This is a genomic window from Pseudoalteromonas sp. SWN29, from assembly GCF_015864465.1.
Taxonomy (GTDB): domain Bacteria; phylum Pseudomonadota; class Gammaproteobacteria; order Enterobacterales; family Alteromonadaceae; genus Pseudoalteromonas.
Map to the genome: position 1 here is coordinate 1 of NZ_JADYXE010000065.1, position 17,433 is coordinate 17,433.

Annotated in this window: 17 protein-coding genes; 14 read left to right on the forward strand and 3 right to left on the reverse strand. The window is 39.0% G+C overall.

Annotation, left to right across the window (positions count from 1 at the left end; translation table 11 throughout):
- Nucleotides 1-362 precede the first annotated feature (362 nt).
- From I6F53_RS18345 to I6F53_RS18400, 12 genes are all read left to right on the forward strand, one after another.
- Nucleotides 363-2,444: a TonB-dependent siderophore receptor gene (locus tag I6F53_RS18345; RefSeq protein WP_197240648.1), complete on the forward strand. Its 2,082-nt coding sequence runs from the start codon at nucleotides 363-365 to the stop codon at nucleotides 2,442-2,444.
- Between the two features lie 369 nt (nucleotides 2,445-2,813).
- Nucleotides 2,814-3,467 (forward strand): thermostable hemolysin, encoded by a 654-nt coding sequence (locus I6F53_RS18350; protein WP_166421351.1) that lies wholly within the window; start codon nucleotides 2,814-2,816, stop codon nucleotides 3,465-3,467.
- Nucleotides 3,464-4,933, forward strand: coding sequence for an AMP-binding protein (locus I6F53_RS18355; protein WP_197240652.1), 1,470 nt, complete (start codon nucleotides 3,464-3,466; stop codon nucleotides 4,931-4,933). Before I6F53_RS18350 ends, I6F53_RS18355 begins: the two co-directional genes overlap by 4 nt.
- Nucleotides 4,926-5,615 (forward strand): TenA family transcriptional regulator, encoded by a 690-nt coding sequence (locus I6F53_RS18360; RefSeq protein ID WP_197240654.1) that lies wholly within the window; start codon nucleotides 4,926-4,928, stop codon nucleotides 5,613-5,615. The genes I6F53_RS18355 and I6F53_RS18360 overlap by 8 nt, the downstream gene beginning before the upstream one ends.
- Nucleotides 5,612-6,382, forward strand: coding sequence for an SDR family oxidoreductase (locus I6F53_RS18365; protein ID WP_197240657.1), 771 nt, complete (start codon nucleotides 5,612-5,614; stop codon nucleotides 6,380-6,382). The genes I6F53_RS18360 and I6F53_RS18365 overlap by 4 nt, the downstream gene beginning before the upstream one ends.
- 23 nt (nucleotides 6,383-6,405) lie before the next feature.
- Complete coding sequence (locus I6F53_RS18370; protein ID WP_197240658.1) at nucleotides 6,406-7,053, forward strand: hypothetical protein; 648 nt, start codon at nucleotides 6,406-6,408, stop codon at nucleotides 7,051-7,053.
- 7 nt (nucleotides 7,054-7,060) lie between these two features.
- Entirely contained in the window at nucleotides 7,061-7,720 is a 660-nt protein-coding gene (locus I6F53_RS18375) for a response regulator (protein WP_197240659.1), read from the forward strand.
- A gap of 26 nt (nucleotides 7,721-7,746) precedes the next feature.
- The gene (locus I6F53_RS18380; RefSeq protein WP_197240661.1) at nucleotides 7,747-9,060 is read left to right on the forward strand and encodes an ATP-binding protein; all 1,314 of its coding nucleotides are present in this window, start codon (nucleotides 7,747-7,749) and stop codon (nucleotides 9,058-9,060) included.
- Nucleotides 9,053-9,406, forward strand: a complete 354-nt coding sequence (locus tag I6F53_RS18385) for a cupredoxin domain-containing protein (RefSeq protein WP_197240663.1) — start codon at nucleotides 9,053-9,055, stop codon at nucleotides 9,404-9,406. The genes I6F53_RS18380 and I6F53_RS18385 overlap by 8 nt, the downstream gene beginning before the upstream one ends.
- On the forward strand, nucleotides 9,393-10,133 hold the full coding sequence (locus tag I6F53_RS18390; RefSeq protein ID WP_197240664.1) for an iron transporter: 741 nt from the start codon (nucleotides 9,393-9,395) through the stop codon (nucleotides 10,131-10,133). Before I6F53_RS18385 ends, I6F53_RS18390 begins: the two co-directional genes overlap by 14 nt.
- A complete protein-coding gene (locus I6F53_RS18395; RefSeq protein ID WP_197240665.1) occupies nucleotides 10,130-10,846 on the forward strand; it encodes a hypothetical protein in 717 nt (238 codons plus the stop codon). The genes I6F53_RS18390 and I6F53_RS18395 overlap by 4 nt, the downstream gene beginning before the upstream one ends.
- A gap of 235 nt (nucleotides 10,847-11,081) precedes the next feature.
- Nucleotides 11,082-11,291 (forward strand): cold-shock protein, encoded by a 210-nt coding sequence (locus I6F53_RS18400; protein WP_002959120.1) that lies wholly within the window; start codon nucleotides 11,082-11,084, stop codon nucleotides 11,289-11,291.
- A gap of 876 nt (nucleotides 11,292-12,167) precedes the next feature.
- Here I6F53_RS18400 and I6F53_RS18405 read toward each other — a convergent pair.
- The 3 genes from I6F53_RS18405 to udk all read right to left on the reverse strand — a co-directional run bounded on the left by I6F53_RS18405 (nucleotide 12,168) and on the right by udk (nucleotide 15,064).
- On the reverse strand, nucleotides 12,168-12,878 hold the full coding sequence (locus I6F53_RS18405; protein ID WP_197240666.1) for a substrate-binding periplasmic protein: 711 nt from the start codon (nucleotides 12,876-12,878) through the stop codon (nucleotides 12,168-12,170).
- A gap of 309 nt (nucleotides 12,879-13,187) precedes the next feature.
- Complete coding sequence (locus tag I6F53_RS18410) at nucleotides 13,188-14,414, reverse strand: NupC/NupG family nucleoside CNT transporter (RefSeq protein ID WP_166421342.1); 1,227 nt, start codon at nucleotides 14,412-14,414, stop codon at nucleotides 13,188-13,190.
- A 17-nt stretch (nucleotides 14,415-14,431) separates the two neighbouring features.
- The gene (gene udk / locus I6F53_RS18415; RefSeq protein WP_197240667.1) at nucleotides 14,432-15,064 is read right to left on the reverse strand and encodes a uridine kinase; all 633 of its coding nucleotides are present in this window, start codon (nucleotides 15,062-15,064) and stop codon (nucleotides 14,432-14,434) included.
- A 192-nt stretch (nucleotides 15,065-15,256) separates the two neighbouring features.
- On the opposite strand from udk, the gene I6F53_RS18420 reads away from it, so the two are divergent.
- Nucleotides 15,257-16,489: a phosphopentomutase gene (locus tag I6F53_RS18420; protein WP_197240668.1), complete on the forward strand. Its 1,233-nt coding sequence runs from the start codon at nucleotides 15,257-15,259 to the stop codon at nucleotides 16,487-16,489.
- Nucleotides 16,489-17,190 (forward strand): purine-nucleoside phosphorylase, encoded by a 702-nt coding sequence (deoD, locus tag I6F53_RS18425; RefSeq protein ID WP_024599424.1) that lies wholly within the window; start codon nucleotides 16,489-16,491, stop codon nucleotides 17,188-17,190. The genes I6F53_RS18420 and deoD overlap by 1 nt, the downstream gene beginning before the upstream one ends.
- The last annotated feature ends 243 nt before the right edge of the window (nucleotides 17,191-17,433 follow it).

Genomic DNA, 17,433 nt, shown 5'->3' on the forward strand with positions numbered 1-17,433 from the left:
GGCGTATTTCAATATGGGGTAGAGCCAAATTTTTAAGGCTGCACTTAAAATTTTTCTTAAGTACCTACCTATGACATCCATGTAGGCAACAAAGAGTTAATCGTCTCCCTAGAAAGAACCCTTTGGGCAGCGCATGTTTGGCATTTATGCTGCGTTATCGCCTATTTATGGGGAATAACCACACTTCGTAGGCTCTGTCTTGCCTAAATACCAAACACACTGCTGCAAATTTAACCTCGAAAGATAAATAGGCCCTAGGGTAATAATTAACCTGAGTTTAATTTTAAAAAAGAAGTTTTGTTATAAAATAACACATGCTACAATTTTGTTATAATATAACACTGCTTAGTTAAACAATCATCATGAAGTACTCATTAATTTATTTAGCCTGCCTAGGTATTAGTGCACCAAGTATTGCGCAAGACCAAAAAGAAGAAATCGAAAAAATATCTGTCACTTATAAACAAGCTTATCGTGGCGATATTCCTCAAAAGCAAATGCCACAATCTATTGTTAGTATAAATAGTGGGGATCTTGATAAAAAAGGGATTACTCAACTACAAGATGCGCTTGATTTTTCAGCGAGTATTTCGCGTAAAAACAACAGTGGTGCACTGTGGGATAGCTTTTCGATTCGTGGCCTTTCGGGTAACGAAAACATGCCATTTGGCTATTTAGTTAATGGTTTTAGTGGTGGTCGTGGTTTTAGCGGCCAGCGTGATGTATCAAACATTGAATACATTGAAGTATTAAAAGGCCCTGGCTCGGCACTTTATGGGCGATCTGAGCCCGGTGGTACTGTTAATATTGTTACTAAAAAATCACAATTTGAGCCACAAGGCGAGCTAAAGCTAAGCCTAGGTAGCGACAGCTTTAATCGTGTTGAAGGCGATTACACTCAAGGTATTAATGAGACTACTGCATTTAGAATAAATGGCGCATGGCAAGATAGCGACAGCTACCGCGATGAGGTTTACACCAATAAGAAAGTAATTACGCCATCTATTTATCATCAAATAAACGCATCGACCAGTGTCACTTACGAGTTTGAATACGTAGATTTAGCCCAGTTATTCGACCGTGGCATTGTAGTACTTGATAACGACTTTGACACAGTGCCAAGTTCGCGCTACTTGGGTAATCCAAACGATGGCGATACGCAGGTTTATTCTCGTGGTCACCAAATAACTTTAAACCACGATATTAACGATGAGTGGGCAATAGTAGTAGGTGCAAACTATCGCAGCTCTACATTAACTGGGTTTTCGTCGGATGCTGAACTTTCGCCATCGCGCCAATCGTTATTTGACGATGGCCGTACACTTACTCGCCAACAACGCTATCGCGATTACGAAGTAGAAGACACAAGCATTAAGTTTGAGCTTAGCGGAAGTTTAGATACAGCAGGTATTACGCATCATTTATTGATAGGTGCCGATGCGTATAAATACGATTTACGAACAGCACTTTCGCGTTACCGTGGTGGTAACGGCACGTATACGGTTGATATTTTTGAGCCAAATTACGATGGTGAACGCCCAGAAGTAAGCCTACTTTACGAAAATGATGAAGAGCAAAAGGCATACGGTATTTATGTTCAAGACCAAATGGATATTACCGATAAATTTAAGCTATTAGTTGGCCTAAGGTTTGACAGCGTTGACCAAGACATTTTAGAAACTAACAGCGGCGTGTTTTCAACAAGCTCTGAGAGTCAAATAAGCCCACGTGTTGGCGTAGTGTACGAGCTAAATAATACAATAACCTTTTACAGTAGTTACTCCGAAGGCTTTTTACCACTGAGCGGTACTGATGCAAGCGGCGACCCGTTTGGTTTTGAATATAGCGACTCGTTTGAAGTTGGCGCTAAATTTGAATACAAAGGCGTAAATGGTACCGTGGCATTTTTTGATGCTTCTAAAAGTAATATGTTAGTGGCAGATCCAGTTAACGTTGGTTTTTCAGCGCCCATAGGTAAAGCCGATAGCAAAGGTTTTGAGCTTGATTTAAGCACTTACATTACCGATGCAACAGCGTTTAACTTATCGTACGCGTATATAGATGCAACAACCGCAAACGATATTATTAATGCTGATTGGGGCGTGCCAATTGAAAAGGGAAGCCCGCTGGTAAATGTACCAAAAAACAACTTAAACCTTACGCTTAGCCATCAAGCAGCCTTAATGGGTAAAGAGCTTGAGTTTGGTGCAAGTTACCAATATACCAGCAGCCGTTTAGGTGATGCCGCCGATTTAAGTTTTAGGTTGCCAAGCTATCAATTGGTGGGCGTATTCGGACAGTTAAACTTAACTGAAAAAACTGAGCTTAATATCAGTGTTAATAACATTTTTGATGAAGAGTACGCTCAAAGTAGCTATAACGCTTTATGGGTTTATCCTGGCGCACCAACGCAATTTAAAATGTCATTAGCTTATAAGTTTTAACAGCAAGCTAATAAAAAACTAATACCAATTCGCTTAATTAAGTGATCTATTTTGAGGCTGGAAAAACGTGTTGATAGCTAGGCAAAAAATTCGCTATTTAGTTGTTCTCGGCAATTGCTCCTGCATTGCTCTACCTTCTGCATTCATGCAGTCGTAAATGAGAATTTTTTAACGCAGGTAGCGACACGTTTAACCCCGAAAATGATTAAGTATTATTGCGGATTGGTATAAAACTGTTTTCATCCAAAAGCGTCTTAATGTAGTGGTTAAGGCGCTTTTTTCATTTAAATTAAATTTCTTAAGTTTTCTTTAAGTTTCACTCGTTAAGTTTAAATCCTGAAATATAAACAGGTTTAAACGAGCGAGCTTATGCAATTAGCCCACACTTCTACATCATTAGGTTTAACACAAAATAACACTCAGTTTATTAGTGCTCGTATTAATGATGTGCATCGAAAAAATCTCGAAAATACAGTAAAAGAAGGTTTTTTAGTTGCCTATAACGCTAAGCTTACTTCTTTTATGCCACTACTTTGCCAATATGTTACCGAGCAAGGAAAGTGCACGTTAGGGCTAAGGCAAGCAACTTCGCCATTGTTTATTGAGCAATATTTAGCATCACCTGTTGAAGATTTTTTAGATGAGAGTATTTCTCGTAATAAAATTTTTGAACTTGGTAATCTCTGCTCTACAAATCGAAGAGCAACACTGGCACATTTCATTATTGTTAACGAGGCTCTGCAAAGTGTGGGGGCAAAACATTTAGTGTTTTGTGCAACCAACAAAGTGCGTGCTTTATTGCGCTTACTTGGTGTTACGTGTACTGAAATTGCACTTGCGAGCAGTTTTGTAGTTGAGAACCCATTAAAGTGGGGCAGCTATTACGCCAACCAACCAACAGTATGCATTGTGAGCCTAGAGCAAGCTCACCAACAAGTATTAAATACCCCAATGCTTTATAGTTTGATGCAGCAAAACCACTCAAATATCAATTCTTTGGTAAACGCATTGGTGAATGTATGAACTACTATAATACTCATTCAGTATCGCCATTAATTATTGCCCATAATAAAGATCTAACACGTGAAATTAACGGTGATGAGTTTAACCAGCAAATACAAAAAGTAGTAAAAATACTACAAAGCTTTAACGGCAAATGTGTCGCTTATAAGCTCGATAATACGCCAGCTTGGCTTGTTATTGATGCCGCTACTGCGGTTTCTAATAAAGTGGCTGTGCCAATTGCTCACTTTTTTAGTGAACAACAAACTCAATATGTACTAGCGCAATGCGGCGCTAATGTATTTATGAGCGACACGCTAAACCCTTTATTTGGGGAGCCGACCGCATCAATCAATTTATTTGAGTGTTACACATTATATATTTACGAAATTGTTGTAGCTAAACCCGTCAGTTATTTTCCTGAAACTCAAAAAGTAACGTTTACATCAGGCTCGACTGGGCAACCAAAAGGCGTGTGCTTATCTGCAAAGAGCCAAATGCAGGTAGCTCAATCTCTTTGCGATAAGATTAATATTAAAAAGCCTGTGCATTTATGTTTATTGCCCCTTGCTGTATTGCTTGAAAATATAGCTGGCGTGTATGCCCCTTTAAAAAGTGGCGGTACAGTACACTTAATGCCATTAAATGAATTAGGCTTTGTTGGAACTGCATTAAAACAGCCCGCACAACTTATTGCTGCGATTGATAAAGTTAAGCCAAATACGCTTATTTTAGTGCCAGAACTATTAGCATGCTTAGTTACTTTTGCAGAAGATGGGTGGCAACCGCCTAGTTCGTTACAGTTTATTGCAGTAGGTGGTGCGCGTGTCAGCGAAATGCTATTAACCAAAGCGCGTAGTTTAAACTTACCTGTATACCAAGGCTATGGCCTTTCTGAGGCGGCATCTGTAGTTAGTTTAAATACACCCACAAACGATAACCTCCATAGTGCAGGTTCTGTATTACCTCATATTCAAACCAAAATTGAAAATGGTCAGCTTTTTATAAAAGGTGACTTATTTTTAGGTTACTTAAATCATCAACCACACGACAAAAACCAGTGGTATGCAACCGGTGATCTGGTCGAGCAGCGTCAAAATACTCTATTTATTAAAGGCCGCCTAAAAAACCTAATTATTACCAGTATGGGGCGTAACATTAGTGCCGAGTGGCCTGAATCACTATTACTTAGTCAAAGCGGTATTTTACAAGCGGTTGTATTTGGTGAGGGGCAACCTTTTCTGAGTGCCATTATTTACGCCGATACAAAGCTAAGTAACCCAGTGTTAGCGCAATACATTAACGCAATTAATAAACAACTACCCGACTATGCACGAATTCAAAAATGGCATCGTTTAACTGCCCCATTAAGTGTGCAACAAGGATTATTAACAACAAATAATCGCCCAAAACGAGATGCCATAAGTAAGCAGTACCATGCTGTGTTTGAGCAATTTTACCGACTTGGAGAAGTAATTAATGAGTGATTTTTTTAACACCCTAAAAGAGCAAACTAAACAAGAACAAAACTATCTGCTTGCAGCGCCTATTATCCAGCGTGTTTTTAAAGGCGAAGCATCACTTGAAGAATACGCCTCGTTTTTAGCGCAAGCGTACCACCATGTTAAGCACACTGTGCCATTAATGATGTCGGTTGGTGCACGATTAACTGACGATCAAGAATGGCTGCGCGAAGCGGTCGCAGAATACATTGAAGAAGAAATAGGCCATCAAGAGTGGGTACTTAACGATATTGCAGCCTGTGGTTTTGACAAAGAAACAGTGCGGTGCAGTCAGCCACAATTTGCTACCGAGATGATGGTGTCGTATGCGTACGACTCCATTGCACGTAAAAATCCTTTGAGCTTTTTTGGCATGGTGCATGTACTTGAAGGTACTTCGATAGCGCTTGCTGATGGCGCGGCTTCAAACATTGCAAATGCTGTGGGCTTACCTAAAAAAGCATTTAGTTATTTAACCTCTCACGGCGCACTTGATATAGAGCATGTAAAGTTTTTTGAAAACCTGATGAACCAAATAACAGATGAGGCGGATCAGCAAGCCATACTTCATGGTGCAAAGCGCTTTTATCGTTTATACGGCGATATATTTCGTGGACTCGATGATGAACCGTTTTTTAAAGCAAGTGCACAAGGCAAATCGGCATGAGCAGCTCTTTATGTGTGCTAACTGGTGCAACAGGCGGAATAGGGCAAGCAATTGCTAAAGCCCTATATGCAAAAGGGTGGACGTTACTGCTTGTAGGGCGTAATACGCAAGCTCTTGAAAAACTGAGCCGTGAATGCCCAGACAGTGAAACATTTACTGGCGATTTAACCGACGATACAACACGCATTAACTTAGCAATAAAAGCCAAGCAACTCGGCGGCGTTAAATTACTTATTAATAACGCAGGTATAAATACGATGCAAAGCCTTGAGCACACAAGTTCTGAGCAAATAGATAATATGCTCATTACTAATTTGTCGGTGCCTATTAAATTATGCCAGCTATTTTTAGGGCAGTTACAGTATACCAAAGGCACCATTGTTAACGTGGGATCATCGTTTGGCAGTATTGGTTACCCGTTTCAAACACTTTATTGCGCCAGTAAATTTGGTTTACGTGGTTTTACAGAAGCATTATCACGTGAGTTGAATGGTTCAGGCGTTAAAGTGACCTATTTAGCACCAAGAGCGACAGATACCTCTATTAATAGCAGTAAAGCGCGGGCAATGAATAAAGAGATCGGTAATAAAATGGACTCGCCAGAATTAGTTGCTCAAGAGTTATTAGCACTTATAAGTTCGAACCAAACAAGGCGCTTTATTGGTTTTCCTGAAAAATTATTTGCACGCATAAATGGCGCATTCCCAAGCGTTGTTGATAACGCGATTGCAAAACAACTTCCTAAAATAAAACGCTTTTTAAGTTAACAAACACACACAAGGGCAAAATTATGTATAAATTTACACTCGCATTATATTTAATATTAACGGCTGTATTTACAACCGCAGTACAGGCAGATGAAGCGCAAGACTTAACCTCAATTCAACAAAAGTGGGCAATTGCCAACTACGAACTTGAAGACGATGCGCAAATAGACGCGTTTACGCAACTAAGTGAGCAAAGCGCGTTATTTGTTAAGAACTACCCAAGCTCAGCACAAACACATATTTGGAATGGCATTGTGTTAGCCAGCTTTGCAGGTGCAAAAGGTGGCTTGGGTGCACTTGGTTTAGCAAAAGAGGCAAAAGCGTCACTCGAAAATGCACTCTCAATAGATGGTACTGCATTAAATGGGTCAGCTTACGCAAGCCTTGCAACGCTTTACAGTAAAGTACCTGGTTGGCCAATTGGTTTTGGTGATGACGACAAAGCTGAAAAATTATTTAAACAAGCGCTCGCTTTTAATCTCGAAGGCATTGATACTAATTACTTATACGGTGAATATTTGTATGACGAAGGCGATTATAAACAAGCTAAAGCACGACTACTCGTAGCACAAGCTGCTGGGATTCGTGATACTCGTGCAAAAGCAGATAAATATCGCCAACTAGCAATAAGCCAGCTATTGGTAAAAGTAGATAAAAAACTAAAAAGATAAACACATAATGCATTTATTACTCGTTGAGGACGATCATTTAGTGGCGCAAGGGCTTATTCGCTCTTTGCGTCAAGAGGGCTACAGCGTAGAGCACAGTGGTACAGTAAAGCACGCCTTAGAGTGCCTTTCTAGTGGTGAAATTGAGCTTGTTATTCTCGATTTAGGATTACCTGATGGCGATGGCTCGCAAGTTTTAAAGCATATTAAATCGCAAAAAAAAGTTATTCCGGTGGTTATTTTAACTGCTCGCGGTAGTATCGACGACAAAGTCCAAGGGCTCGATATGGGGGCAGACGATTACCTTGCAAAGCCGTTTGACCCCGCGGAGCTATTTGCCCGTTTACGTGTAGCAAGCAGGCGCATTAACCAAACACAATCAAGCTTATTGCGCTGTAGTGATGTGGTTATAGATACATCTGCTCATACAGTTACACTAAGTGGGCAGTCACTTACACTGCCGCGAAAAGAATACATGCTTTTAAAGGCGCTGATGGAAAATCAGGGAAGGGTGCAATCAAAACAACAACTCGAAAATAAACTTTACCAATGGGGTGAAGAAGTTGGCTCTAATACCATAGAGGTGCATATTCATCATCTTCGTAAAAAATTCCCTAGCGATTTTATTAAAACCTTACGTGGCATTGGCTACGTAGTTGGTAAGCGTTAGGGTGTGTTTATCTTTCGAGGTTGAAAATGTCTATTCGTAAACGTCTGACCTTAATTTTACTTTCAATGATGGTGCTAACTTGCTTTTTAGCTTTAGTAAAAGGCTATCAAAAAAGCATGCACCACGGCGAAAACTTGCTTGATAATGAACTTAAAATAGTGGCTGGCGTTTTAATTGAGCAACCATTGGCACTAAGCACAAATGCAGTACAAGTAAGCAATAATAGTGCTCAGTTGTTGTATCAAATCTGGCAAAATAATAGTTTACTTAGTGGCTCATCGAGTTTAACGAATAACCAAATTAGTTTTAGCGAGGGCTTTCAAACTGCCAATGTAGCAGGGCAGCGTATGCGAGTGTTTGTGATGAGAAAAAATACTCGTAAAGTCATCGTTGCTGAGCCTATGTCAAAGCGGTTTGAATTAGCTGAAGCCGTTATTTTATCTGCAATGTTACCTATGCTATGGGCAGTCCCTCTGCTTGCTATTTTTATAAGTTTTTTTGTTAAATACGCATTAGCCCCTCTTACTCGATTATCTAAGCAGTTGGCTACTCGCCAAGCAAACGACTTTACGCCAATTAACTGGCAGGTAACCGACGAGGAAATTAAACCTGTTATTAATCGTTTAAACGATTTATTTAAACGCGTAGAAACCGCTTACTTACGAGAGCGATTTTTTGCCTCAGATGCAGCTCACGAGTTACGTACCCCGCTCAGTAGCTTAAAAATTAATGTACACAATTTAGCTAATAAGCAAAGCAACTCGCAAAACCATCAAGAACTCCAAGCAATGTCACAAGGCATTAATCGCTTAAGTAATATCGTCGAGCAAATGCTAATTTTAGGGCGCACCCAGCCTGAGCAATGGCAGAAGCAGTTTAGCGAGCAATCATTGCTAACGATTACTCAGCAAGTTGTATCGGAGCAATACGACAAAATAGATGAAAAAAACCAAACTATTAGTCTTGAAGGTGATGATTTTATTATTAATGGTGATGAGTTTACATTAACCACACTCATCGCTAATTTACTTAGCAATGCCATAAAATACACCCCCAATAATGGTCAAATAATAATTAAATTAGCATCAAATAATAACAGCTATAGTTGGCAAATTGATGATTCTGGTGCGGGCATGACTGAAGAGCAAAAAGAGCGAATATTCAATCGTTTTTATCGAGTAGGTGGCGATCAACATCCATCAGGCGAGCAAGGTGCGGGTTTAGGTATGGCGATTGTTCAACACATAATTGCTATTTATGACGCAAGTATTCATCTAGCGAATAGTCATTTAGGTGGGTTAACCGTTAAGGTTACTTTTACAGAGGTAAAAAGTGACTAAACGTTTATTTAATCAATGCCTTTGTTGTTTGCTATTTTTGTCGTTTAACGCGGCGAGTAAAGAGTACCTTATTATTTTAAAAGATCATTTGTTCTATCCCTCACAAATTACAATTCCCGTGAATAAAAAAGTAAAACTATTAATAGAAAACCAAGATAGCACACCAGAAGAGTTTGATAGCTTTGATCTAAACAGAGAAAAAGTACTCTACCCAAATCGTAAAAGCATTATTTATATAGGGCCACTAAGTAAAGGGCATTACGAGTTTTTTGGTGAGTTTTCGCCAAATACAGCAAGGGGCGTTGTAATAGTTGGCAATGAAGAGGCGCAGCATGTTAATAACTAGTTTAGTCATGAGCCTTAATCAATTACTACCTGTGGCTATTTTATTAGTGCTGCTACAAGTAGTAAAAAAACAGAGCTCTTTGCGAATATGCTCTGCTGTGTTAATTGGCGCGGTAATGTCGTTTCTGTACATGCAAAGCGCATCATGGGTGAGCCAGTGGTTTGAACACCAAGGGTTAGAGTACTCACAGATAGGGCTATGTATTACTATATTTATTGCTGTGTTGGTATTTGCACTAAAGCAAAAGTCAGCGGCATTTTATATCGCAGTTATAAGCACAATAACGCTCTATTTAAGCCACTATATTATTTACCTCACCAGTTTTTGGCAAAATAGTGATGCAGGGCAAAGCTTATTTATTGGCACTTTATTAGGCAGTGGGATTTGCTTAAGTTTTAGCGTATTGCTGTACTTTTTAATGAATACAATTAAGTACCGCTTTGGTATGTATCCGCTTTTTACTTTGCTTGCTTTTAACAGCGCGGCTAAGTTATTAGTTGCACTGGATTTGGCAAGCCAAATAGATTTAATTACAAACACCTCAACAGTGTGGGATTTACGTGATGTGTTAAGTGAAAATTCTGAGCTTGGGCGCGTATTGCGTGCCCTTGTTGGTTACGAGGCCACTCCTGATTTAATGAGTGTACTTATATATAGTACAAGCAGCGTGTTATTTTTATTACTTTGTTATGTTATTCCGGCTTCAATAACTAAGGAACGTGTATGAAAGCACTTAACCTATATTTAGCGCTTAGTTTTACCGCTTTTTGTGTGTTGTTACTCCCAACCCAAGCGAATGCTGATGGTATTGTTGTTGATAAGGTATATCACCCCTATGTTTTGCCTTTTGAGCGTGAGTTTGAGTGGCGATTAGTGTCACATCAAACTGATAGTGGCAATATATTAGCGCAGCGTTTGGGTGGCGGTGGTGCTATTAACGATACAATGGCACTAGAAGGTTACATAGTTGGTGAGCGAGACGATAACGGCGATTTTGGCTTAGAAGCGTACGAGCTTGAGCTACGTTGGCAATTAATTGAGCAAGGTAAGTTATGGGCTGATTGGGGCGCATTATTTGAGCTTGAGAAAAAGCATAACGAAGATGTATTTGAGGCAACCTCGGGTTTTGTTATCGAAAAAGAATTTGGAAAAACAAGCCTAACATTAAACGCTTTTTTGGTTTATGAATGGGGGCAGGATATTCAAAACGAATGGGAAAGTGAGTTTAGAGCGCAATATCGCTACCGGTATCGTTCTGCTTTTCAACCTTCTATAGAGGTTTACGTAGGAGAAGACTTTGTTGGCATAGGTCCAGGGTTTATAGGCTTGCAGCGTTTTGATGGACAAAAACAGTTAAAATGGGAAGCAGGTTTTATCACTGAAATAAGCCAATCAGAAAAAAATCATAGCTTTAGGCTCGCATTAGAATTTGAATTTTAATAATGAATAAAAGCAGTTTTGGTTGTTTATCGCTCCGATCATAAATGTGTACTTGACATATTATTTAAACTCTATATAGTAAGCCGCAGCTAGAAAGAAAGCATGTAAGCTATAAATCTCCATTTCGATATAAGTAATACTTGTAGTACCGTCCTGAAGTTTTTAAAGTACCATCTCATTTTTTGCTACACCCGCTCTTATGAGCATATTTTTATTTTTATTTCAGGATATTACAATGTCTAACATCGTATCAGGTACAGTTAAGTGGTTTAACGAGTCTAAAGGTTTTGGTTTCATCGAGCAAGAAAATGGCCCAGACGTTTTCGCACATTTCTCAGCAATCAAAAGCGAAGGTTTCAAAACTTTAGCTGAAGGCCAACGTGTAGAGTTTACTCTTTCACAAGGTCAAAAAGGTCCACAAGCTGATAACATCACAGCTGTATAATTTTACTTTTTAAGTGAAATGAAAAAAAGCGCTTAAGGCGCTTTTTTTGTGTCTGAAATTTGACTCAAACCAAGCAACGCCCATTATCAATGTAAATTAACTAAATGATATTGCTATTATTTAGCCCCTCCTAATATTCGTTTTTCTATTCTTCTAAGTCATTGCGCTAATGCAAGTGAGTTTAAGCTTGTAATTTATACCGAACATTTCTCCCTTATAATTTCAAAACAACAAATTCAAAACGACAAAGACCAGCTTGTTAGTAGTACTCTCAATATTGTAAAAGATATTTGCACAGCTATTGATATAACCTGCGAGTTTAAATTGCTACTTTGGAAGCGTGCTTATAACTTATTTCAAAAGACACTTACCTTGGTATTGTTTCAATAGCTAAAAACACTGAACGTGAACCACTATTTAATTGGATTGGGCCGCTGGCATCTAGTCAAACTTTCTTTTATAAGCTCAAAGCTAATAAGTAACTCAGGATTAATAATCTAAAAGATGCAAAGCAGTTTTCTTTGGGAATAGTAAGAGGGGACATATACGAGTCATTAGTAAATGAAATTGGTTTTAGTCTCCAAAAATTACTAATTTTTGGAGACTAAAAAAAATATATAGATTTTTTTTTAAAAAGAAAAATTGATCTGATTTTAGGTTCAGAATTTACAATAAAGTATCAGCTAGAACGCTTTGTCTATAAAGTAAATGACGTTGTTAAGCTGCAAAAATTGCCTCCTCCTAAGCTTGCGGGCAATTACATCGCATTTAATAAGTCAGTAGCTGAGCGTGTCATAAAGCGATTTAACAAAGAATATAAAAAGTTAAAAATGAAAGATGATTATAAAGCCTATAACCTTCCAAATTCCTGTTAATTTATTTTCCGTAAGGGAGCCCTTTATCCTCTTTTACTTTTAAAAAAGCAGCTTGTAATTTCTCAATTAAATCAGAATTTGTTTCTTTATTAGCCGCTAAATAGGCATCAACAGTTAGTTCGTCTATTTTATAAATGAAGTTCAAGTACCCTTTTTCAAGCTTTAAGTAGTCACTCATTTGTTGCATGTAAAGAGGATCGTCCACAATTAAGTCTACTTTTTTAGCAAGTAATAGATCATATGACTTTTGAATATCACTAGTTAATACAACTTCAAAACCAAGCTTTGAAAGTGTTTGAGTAGAAAAGTCGTTTCGTTGCATTGCTATTTTGTAGTTTTTTGCTTGTTCGGTATTATTAATAATTATGTCGCAGCGCCCTGCGAGGCTAATAAAGCCTAAATGAAACTTACCAACTGGTGCAATCCAATAAAATTTGTTTTCTCGCTCTACAGTGCGAGCAAGGCTATATATAAAGGTGTTTTTGAGTTCACTCGCAATCTTATAAGCGCGTGCCCACGGGTACATTTGAATATTAGGCGTAAGCTCTGCTTCTTTAAATATATCTCTAATAAACTCAGTACCTACGCCTGTAACTTCTCCATTAATTAATACTTGGTTCGGTGGTGCTAATTCAGTAACTACTAATAAGCTCTCTTTAGCATGAATAAATACAGAGCTTATTAAGCATAAAAAATAAAAAAGGTATTTCACGTTCGAGAGTCATCATTCAATTAATACGAGTAATATCAAGTGTGGCTTAAAATATAAAAAACACAAAAGGTGAGACGCAAAAAGTACTAATTAAAGTATTGGTTTATTTGAGTTATGTATAACTATAAAGGATGTTAGATAGATAAGTGGCTTGAGGTTTGAAGTAGTTGAGGCTAAAAAATTAGAGCCCTAAAACGATAAAAGGGCCTTGCGGCCCTTGGTGAAGTATCGTTCAAGTCAGATAGAGCTTTAACCCCTTAAAGCGCTATCCTCTTGTTTTGCAACACCGGTGTTCATCTCAATAAGTTTCTAAGCTAGCGAGAGGAAAAACCCAGCAATTGCTGCGCTCATAAGGTTAGCCATAGATCCTGCTAACACTGCTCTGAGCCCTAAGCGTGCGATATCCTTCCGCCTGCTAGGCGCCATACCGCCTAACCCACCTAGTAAAATGGCTATCGATGATAAGTTAGCAAACCCACATAAAGCAAAAGTAACAATTGCTTGCGTGTGCGCACTTAACGTATCGCGATAATTTATAAAGTCTAAGTAAGCAACAAACTCGTTTACTACTATCTTTTGACCAATAAAGCTGCCGGCTATAATCGCTTCATCCCATGGCACACCTAGTAACCATGCAACTGGAGCAAATACATAACCTAATATTTCTTGTAGCGTTAATGTTGGGTAATCAAACCACCCACCAATACCGCCTAATAAACCGTTTAATAATGCAATTAGCGCTACAAAAGCAAGTAACATTGCACCTACATTAAGTGCTAAATGCATACCGTTTGCGGCACCAGATGCAGCTGCATCAATTACATTAACAGGCTTATCGTCATCATCTAAATCTAAATCAGCTAAGTTATCTTTAGGCGTTTCAGTTTCTGGCACAATCATCTTGGCCATTAAAAAACCACCCGGAGCGGCCATAAAGCTTGCCGCAATAAGATACTTAAGATCTACGCCAATAATTACGTAACCGGCCATTACAGAGCCCGCTACAGTGGCTAAGCCACCCACCATTACTGCAAACAATTCCGATTTTGTCATTGTTGCTATAAAGGGCTTAACTATTAACGGTGCTTCAGTTTGTCCAACAAAAATATTTGCTGTTGCTGAAAGCGATTCTGTACGAGAGGTTTTCAATAATTTTTGTAAACCGCCGCCTAAAATCCTAATTATCCAATCCATAATGCCAAGGTGATATAGCACAGCAACAAGTGCTGAGAAAAACACGATAACCGGCAAAACTTGAATCGCAAAAATAAAACCTAATGTGTCTTGTGAGGCAAGTGGACCGAATAAAAATCCAATACCGTCGTTTGCATAACCAATAACCGATGAAACGGCTGATGACATGCTAGTTAACACATTTTTACCTGCTTCGAAAAACAGTACAAAACCACCAATAACAATTTGCATCGCAAATGCTATACCAACGGTTCTTAAATTAATTGCCTTGCGATTAGTTGATGCAGCAAAGGCAATGCTTAGCAGCACACACATGCCGACTAAGCTCATAAATGTTGTCATACAAATGTTTCCCGTTGTTATTCTTGTAGTAAATATTTTATCTTACTTTTAATAATATCAATCGCAACGCGGTTCATACCACCCCGAGTCACAACTAAGTCTGCATTATGTTTCGAGGGTTCAATAAATTGATAAAACATCGGTCTAACAGTTGCCTGATATTGCTCAACAACAGATTGTAACGTCCTGCCTCTTTTTTCCATATCACGTTGCATACGGCGCATAAGGCAAATATCTAAAGGAGTATCAATAAATACTTTAATATCAAATTCTTTATTAAGTGCTTTATCACTCAATAACAAAATACCTTCAACAATCAGTATTTTGGCAGCTGGTACTCTGCGTGTTTTTTCGCTACGTGTATGTTGTGCGTAATCATACGTAGGTACTTCTACAGAATTTCCACAGCGAAGTTGCGTTAAATGTTCTAACATTAGCGCATGCTCAAATGCATCAGGATGGTCGTAGTTTGTTTGCGTACGATGTTCCATAGGCAAATGCGACTGATCCTTGTAATAAGCATCTTCTTCAATAATTGCAATAGCACCTGGTTCAAGCTCGTTAACCAGTTCATTGTAAATTGTTTGGCTAAAAAGAGATTTGCCCGACGCCGATGCGCCCGCAATAGCTATAATAGTAGTTCGTGTCACTAAAGTTCTCATCCACACAGAAAGATATATTGTTGGTAGATCACAATAGCAAAAAAGACACGATTAATCTCTTTTGCTTCGCTCAAGAGTGCAAATTTATAATGTTTAGGTTTTATGAAACAGGACTTTTGTCCTGTACGAAAAATTCGATCAGCAGATAAAGTAACCGCCTAGAATCAAAGTGAGGTCAAAATGGCAAGAGCAATTATCTTAATGGCAGATAGCCTAGGAATCGGTGCAGCACCAGATGCAGATAAATTCGGCGATCTTGGAGCTAATACATTCGCTCACTTACTAAAAGCATATTACGACGAAACAGGCTCAGCATTGTCGCTACCAAACCTATCAAAACTTGGGTTAGTGGACGCATGTGAAGCTGCCGGTGGCGAACCGTGTTTAATTTCAGACCGTCAAGCTCCTCAAGGTGCATGGGGTTACGCTAAAGAAATTTCTAGCGGAAAAGACACGCCATCAGGTCATTGGGAAATGGCAGGCGTACCAGTGTTATTTGATTGGGGATATTTCCCAAAAACACAGCCAAGTTTCCCACAAGAATTTATAGACGAGTTTATTGCTCGTACAGGTATTCCTGGCATTTTAGGCAATTGCCATGCATCAGGAACTACCATTTTAGAACAGCTAGGTGAAGAGCACGTAAAAACAGGTAAACCAATCTGTTACACCTCAGCTGATAGCGTGTTTCAAATAGCCGCGCATGAAGAGTCATTCGGCCTAGAGAAGCTTTATCAAGTTTGCGAAATCGCACGGGCGCTACTTGATGAAATGAATATAGGACGAGTGATTGCGCGGCCATTTTTGGGTTCAAATAGTCAAGACTTTGCTCGAACGGGTAATCGTCGTGACTATTCAGTACTTCCGCCAGCACCAACATTGTTAGATGTACTAGCAAAAGACGGCGGCGAAGTAATTAGTATTGGTAAAATATCAGATATTTACGCGCATCAGGGCATAACTCAAAAGCACAAAGCACCTGGGCTTATGAACTTGCTAGAAAAAACCAGCGAAGTAATGAAAAGTGCGCCAGACCGCAGCTTAATCTTTACTAACCTAGTTGATTTTGATGAAAAATTTGGTCATCGCCGTAATCCAGTAGGATACGCAAAAGCATTAAAAGAATTTGATGACTATTTACCAACTATACTAAATCAGTTAAAAGCAGATGACGTATTAATGATCACTGCAGATCATGGCTGTGACCCAACCTTTCCAGGTTCTGAGCACACTCGTGAATACGTACCTGTTATTGCATACCAACCAGGTATGAGTAACACACCATTAGGTGAACGCAACAGCTTTGCAGATATAGGTCAAACACTGGCACAGTGGTTTAGCTTATCTGCGCTTGATTACGGCGACAGCTTTTTAAATGAGCTAAAAACGCCAAATAAAAAGGAAAACAATTAATGAGTACTCCGCATATCAGTGCAAACGTTGGTGATTTCGCCGAAACAGTATTAATGCCAGGCGATCCGCTACGTGCGCAATATATTGCTGAAAACTTTTTAGATGATGCAGTACAAGTTACAGGCGTTCGTAACATGTACGGTTTCACTGGTACTTACAAAGGTAAGCCAGTAAGCATTATGGGTTCAGGCATGGGCATTCCATCAATGTCTATTTATGCACGTGAGCTAATTGTAAGCTTTGGCGTTAAAAATATTATACGTATTGGTACGTGTGGCGGTATCGGTACCGACATTAAAATCCGTGACGTAATTTTTGCACAAGGTGCAAGCACAGATTCAAACGTAAACCGTGCACGTGTACGTGGCTACGATTTTGCTGCTATTGCTAACTTTGACCTACTTTTAAACGGCGTAAACGCTGCTAAAGAGCTAGGCATTAAAGCAAAAGTAGGTAACGTATTTACCACCGACACATTCTATCAAGCAGATGACTCGTTCTATAAAGACTTAGACAAGTTAGGCATGTTAGCAGTAGATATGGAAACAGCAGGTTTATACGGCGTTGCAGCTGAATACGGCGCAAATGCAATGGCATTATTTACAGTAAGTGACCATGTGATCACTGGCGAAGCAACACCTGCTGATGAGCGTCAAAGCACGTTTAACGAAATGGTTAAAATTGCATTAGAGTCTATCTAATCAATAAAACAGTTCCTTGGTAACGTATTCACTAAGTTTTGGAGACACGCCCAAAGTGAAGTGAGACTAAACCTCCAAAGCCGCATTTAATGCGGCTTTTTTTATGCCTGAAGAAAATGAGCCACCATACAATATTGCATCGCATTTTGACATGATTCGCTGTGTTGTAGATACCATCTCTCATTTTAAGCTTCAAGGTCGTATTTAACTTTCTTGGAGCTTAAACGCTTCTTGGTTTTTTAT

What these genes read in the sequence shown, in the direction of transcription:
- I6F53_RS18350 (WP_166421351.1), top strand. Translation starts at nt 2,814, where the DNA reads ATGCAATTAGCCCACACTTCTACATCATTAGGTTTAACACAAAATAAC.
- I6F53_RS18345 (WP_197240648.1), top strand. Translation starts at nt 363, where the DNA reads ATGAAGTACTCATTAATTTATTTAGCCTGCCTAGGTATTAGTGCACCA.
- I6F53_RS18380 (WP_197240661.1), top strand. Translation starts at nt 7,747, where the DNA reads ATGTCTATTCGTAAACGTCTGACCTTAATTTTACTTTCAATGATGGTG.
- I6F53_RS18395 (WP_197240665.1), top strand. Translation starts at nt 10,130, where the DNA reads ATGAAAGCACTTAACCTATATTTAGCGCTTAGTTTTACCGCTTTTTGT.
- I6F53_RS18410 (WP_166421342.1), bottom strand. Translation starts at nt 14,414, where the DNA reads ATGACAACATTTATGAGCTTAGTCGGCATGTGTGTGCTGCTAAGCATT.
- I6F53_RS18420 (WP_197240668.1), top strand. Translation starts at nt 15,257, where the DNA reads ATGGCAAGAGCAATTATCTTAATGGCAGATAGCCTAGGAATCGGTGCA.
- I6F53_RS18370 (WP_197240658.1), top strand. Translation starts at nt 6,406, where the DNA reads ATGTATAAATTTACACTCGCATTATATTTAATATTAACGGCTGTATTT.
- I6F53_RS18390 (WP_197240664.1), top strand. Translation starts at nt 9,393, where the DNA reads ATGTTAATAACTAGTTTAGTCATGAGCCTTAATCAATTACTACCTGTG.
- I6F53_RS18375 (WP_197240659.1), top strand. Translation starts at nt 7,061, where the DNA reads ATGCATTTATTACTCGTTGAGGACGATCATTTAGTGGCGCAAGGGCTT.
- I6F53_RS18400 (WP_002959120.1), top strand. Translation starts at nt 11,082, where the DNA reads ATGTCTAACATCGTATCAGGTACAGTTAAGTGGTTTAACGAGTCTAAA.
- I6F53_RS18355 (WP_197240652.1), top strand. Translation starts at nt 3,464, where the DNA reads ATGAACTACTATAATACTCATTCAGTATCGCCATTAATTATTGCCCAT.
- I6F53_RS18360 (WP_197240654.1), top strand. Translation starts at nt 4,926, where the DNA reads ATGAGTGATTTTTTTAACACCCTAAAAGAGCAAACTAAACAAGAACAA.
- deoD (WP_024599424.1), top strand. Translation starts at nt 16,489, where the DNA reads ATGAGTACTCCGCATATCAGTGCAAACGTTGGTGATTTCGCCGAAACA.
- I6F53_RS18365 (WP_197240657.1), top strand. Translation starts at nt 5,612, where the DNA reads ATGAGCAGCTCTTTATGTGTGCTAACTGGTGCAACAGGCGGAATAGGG.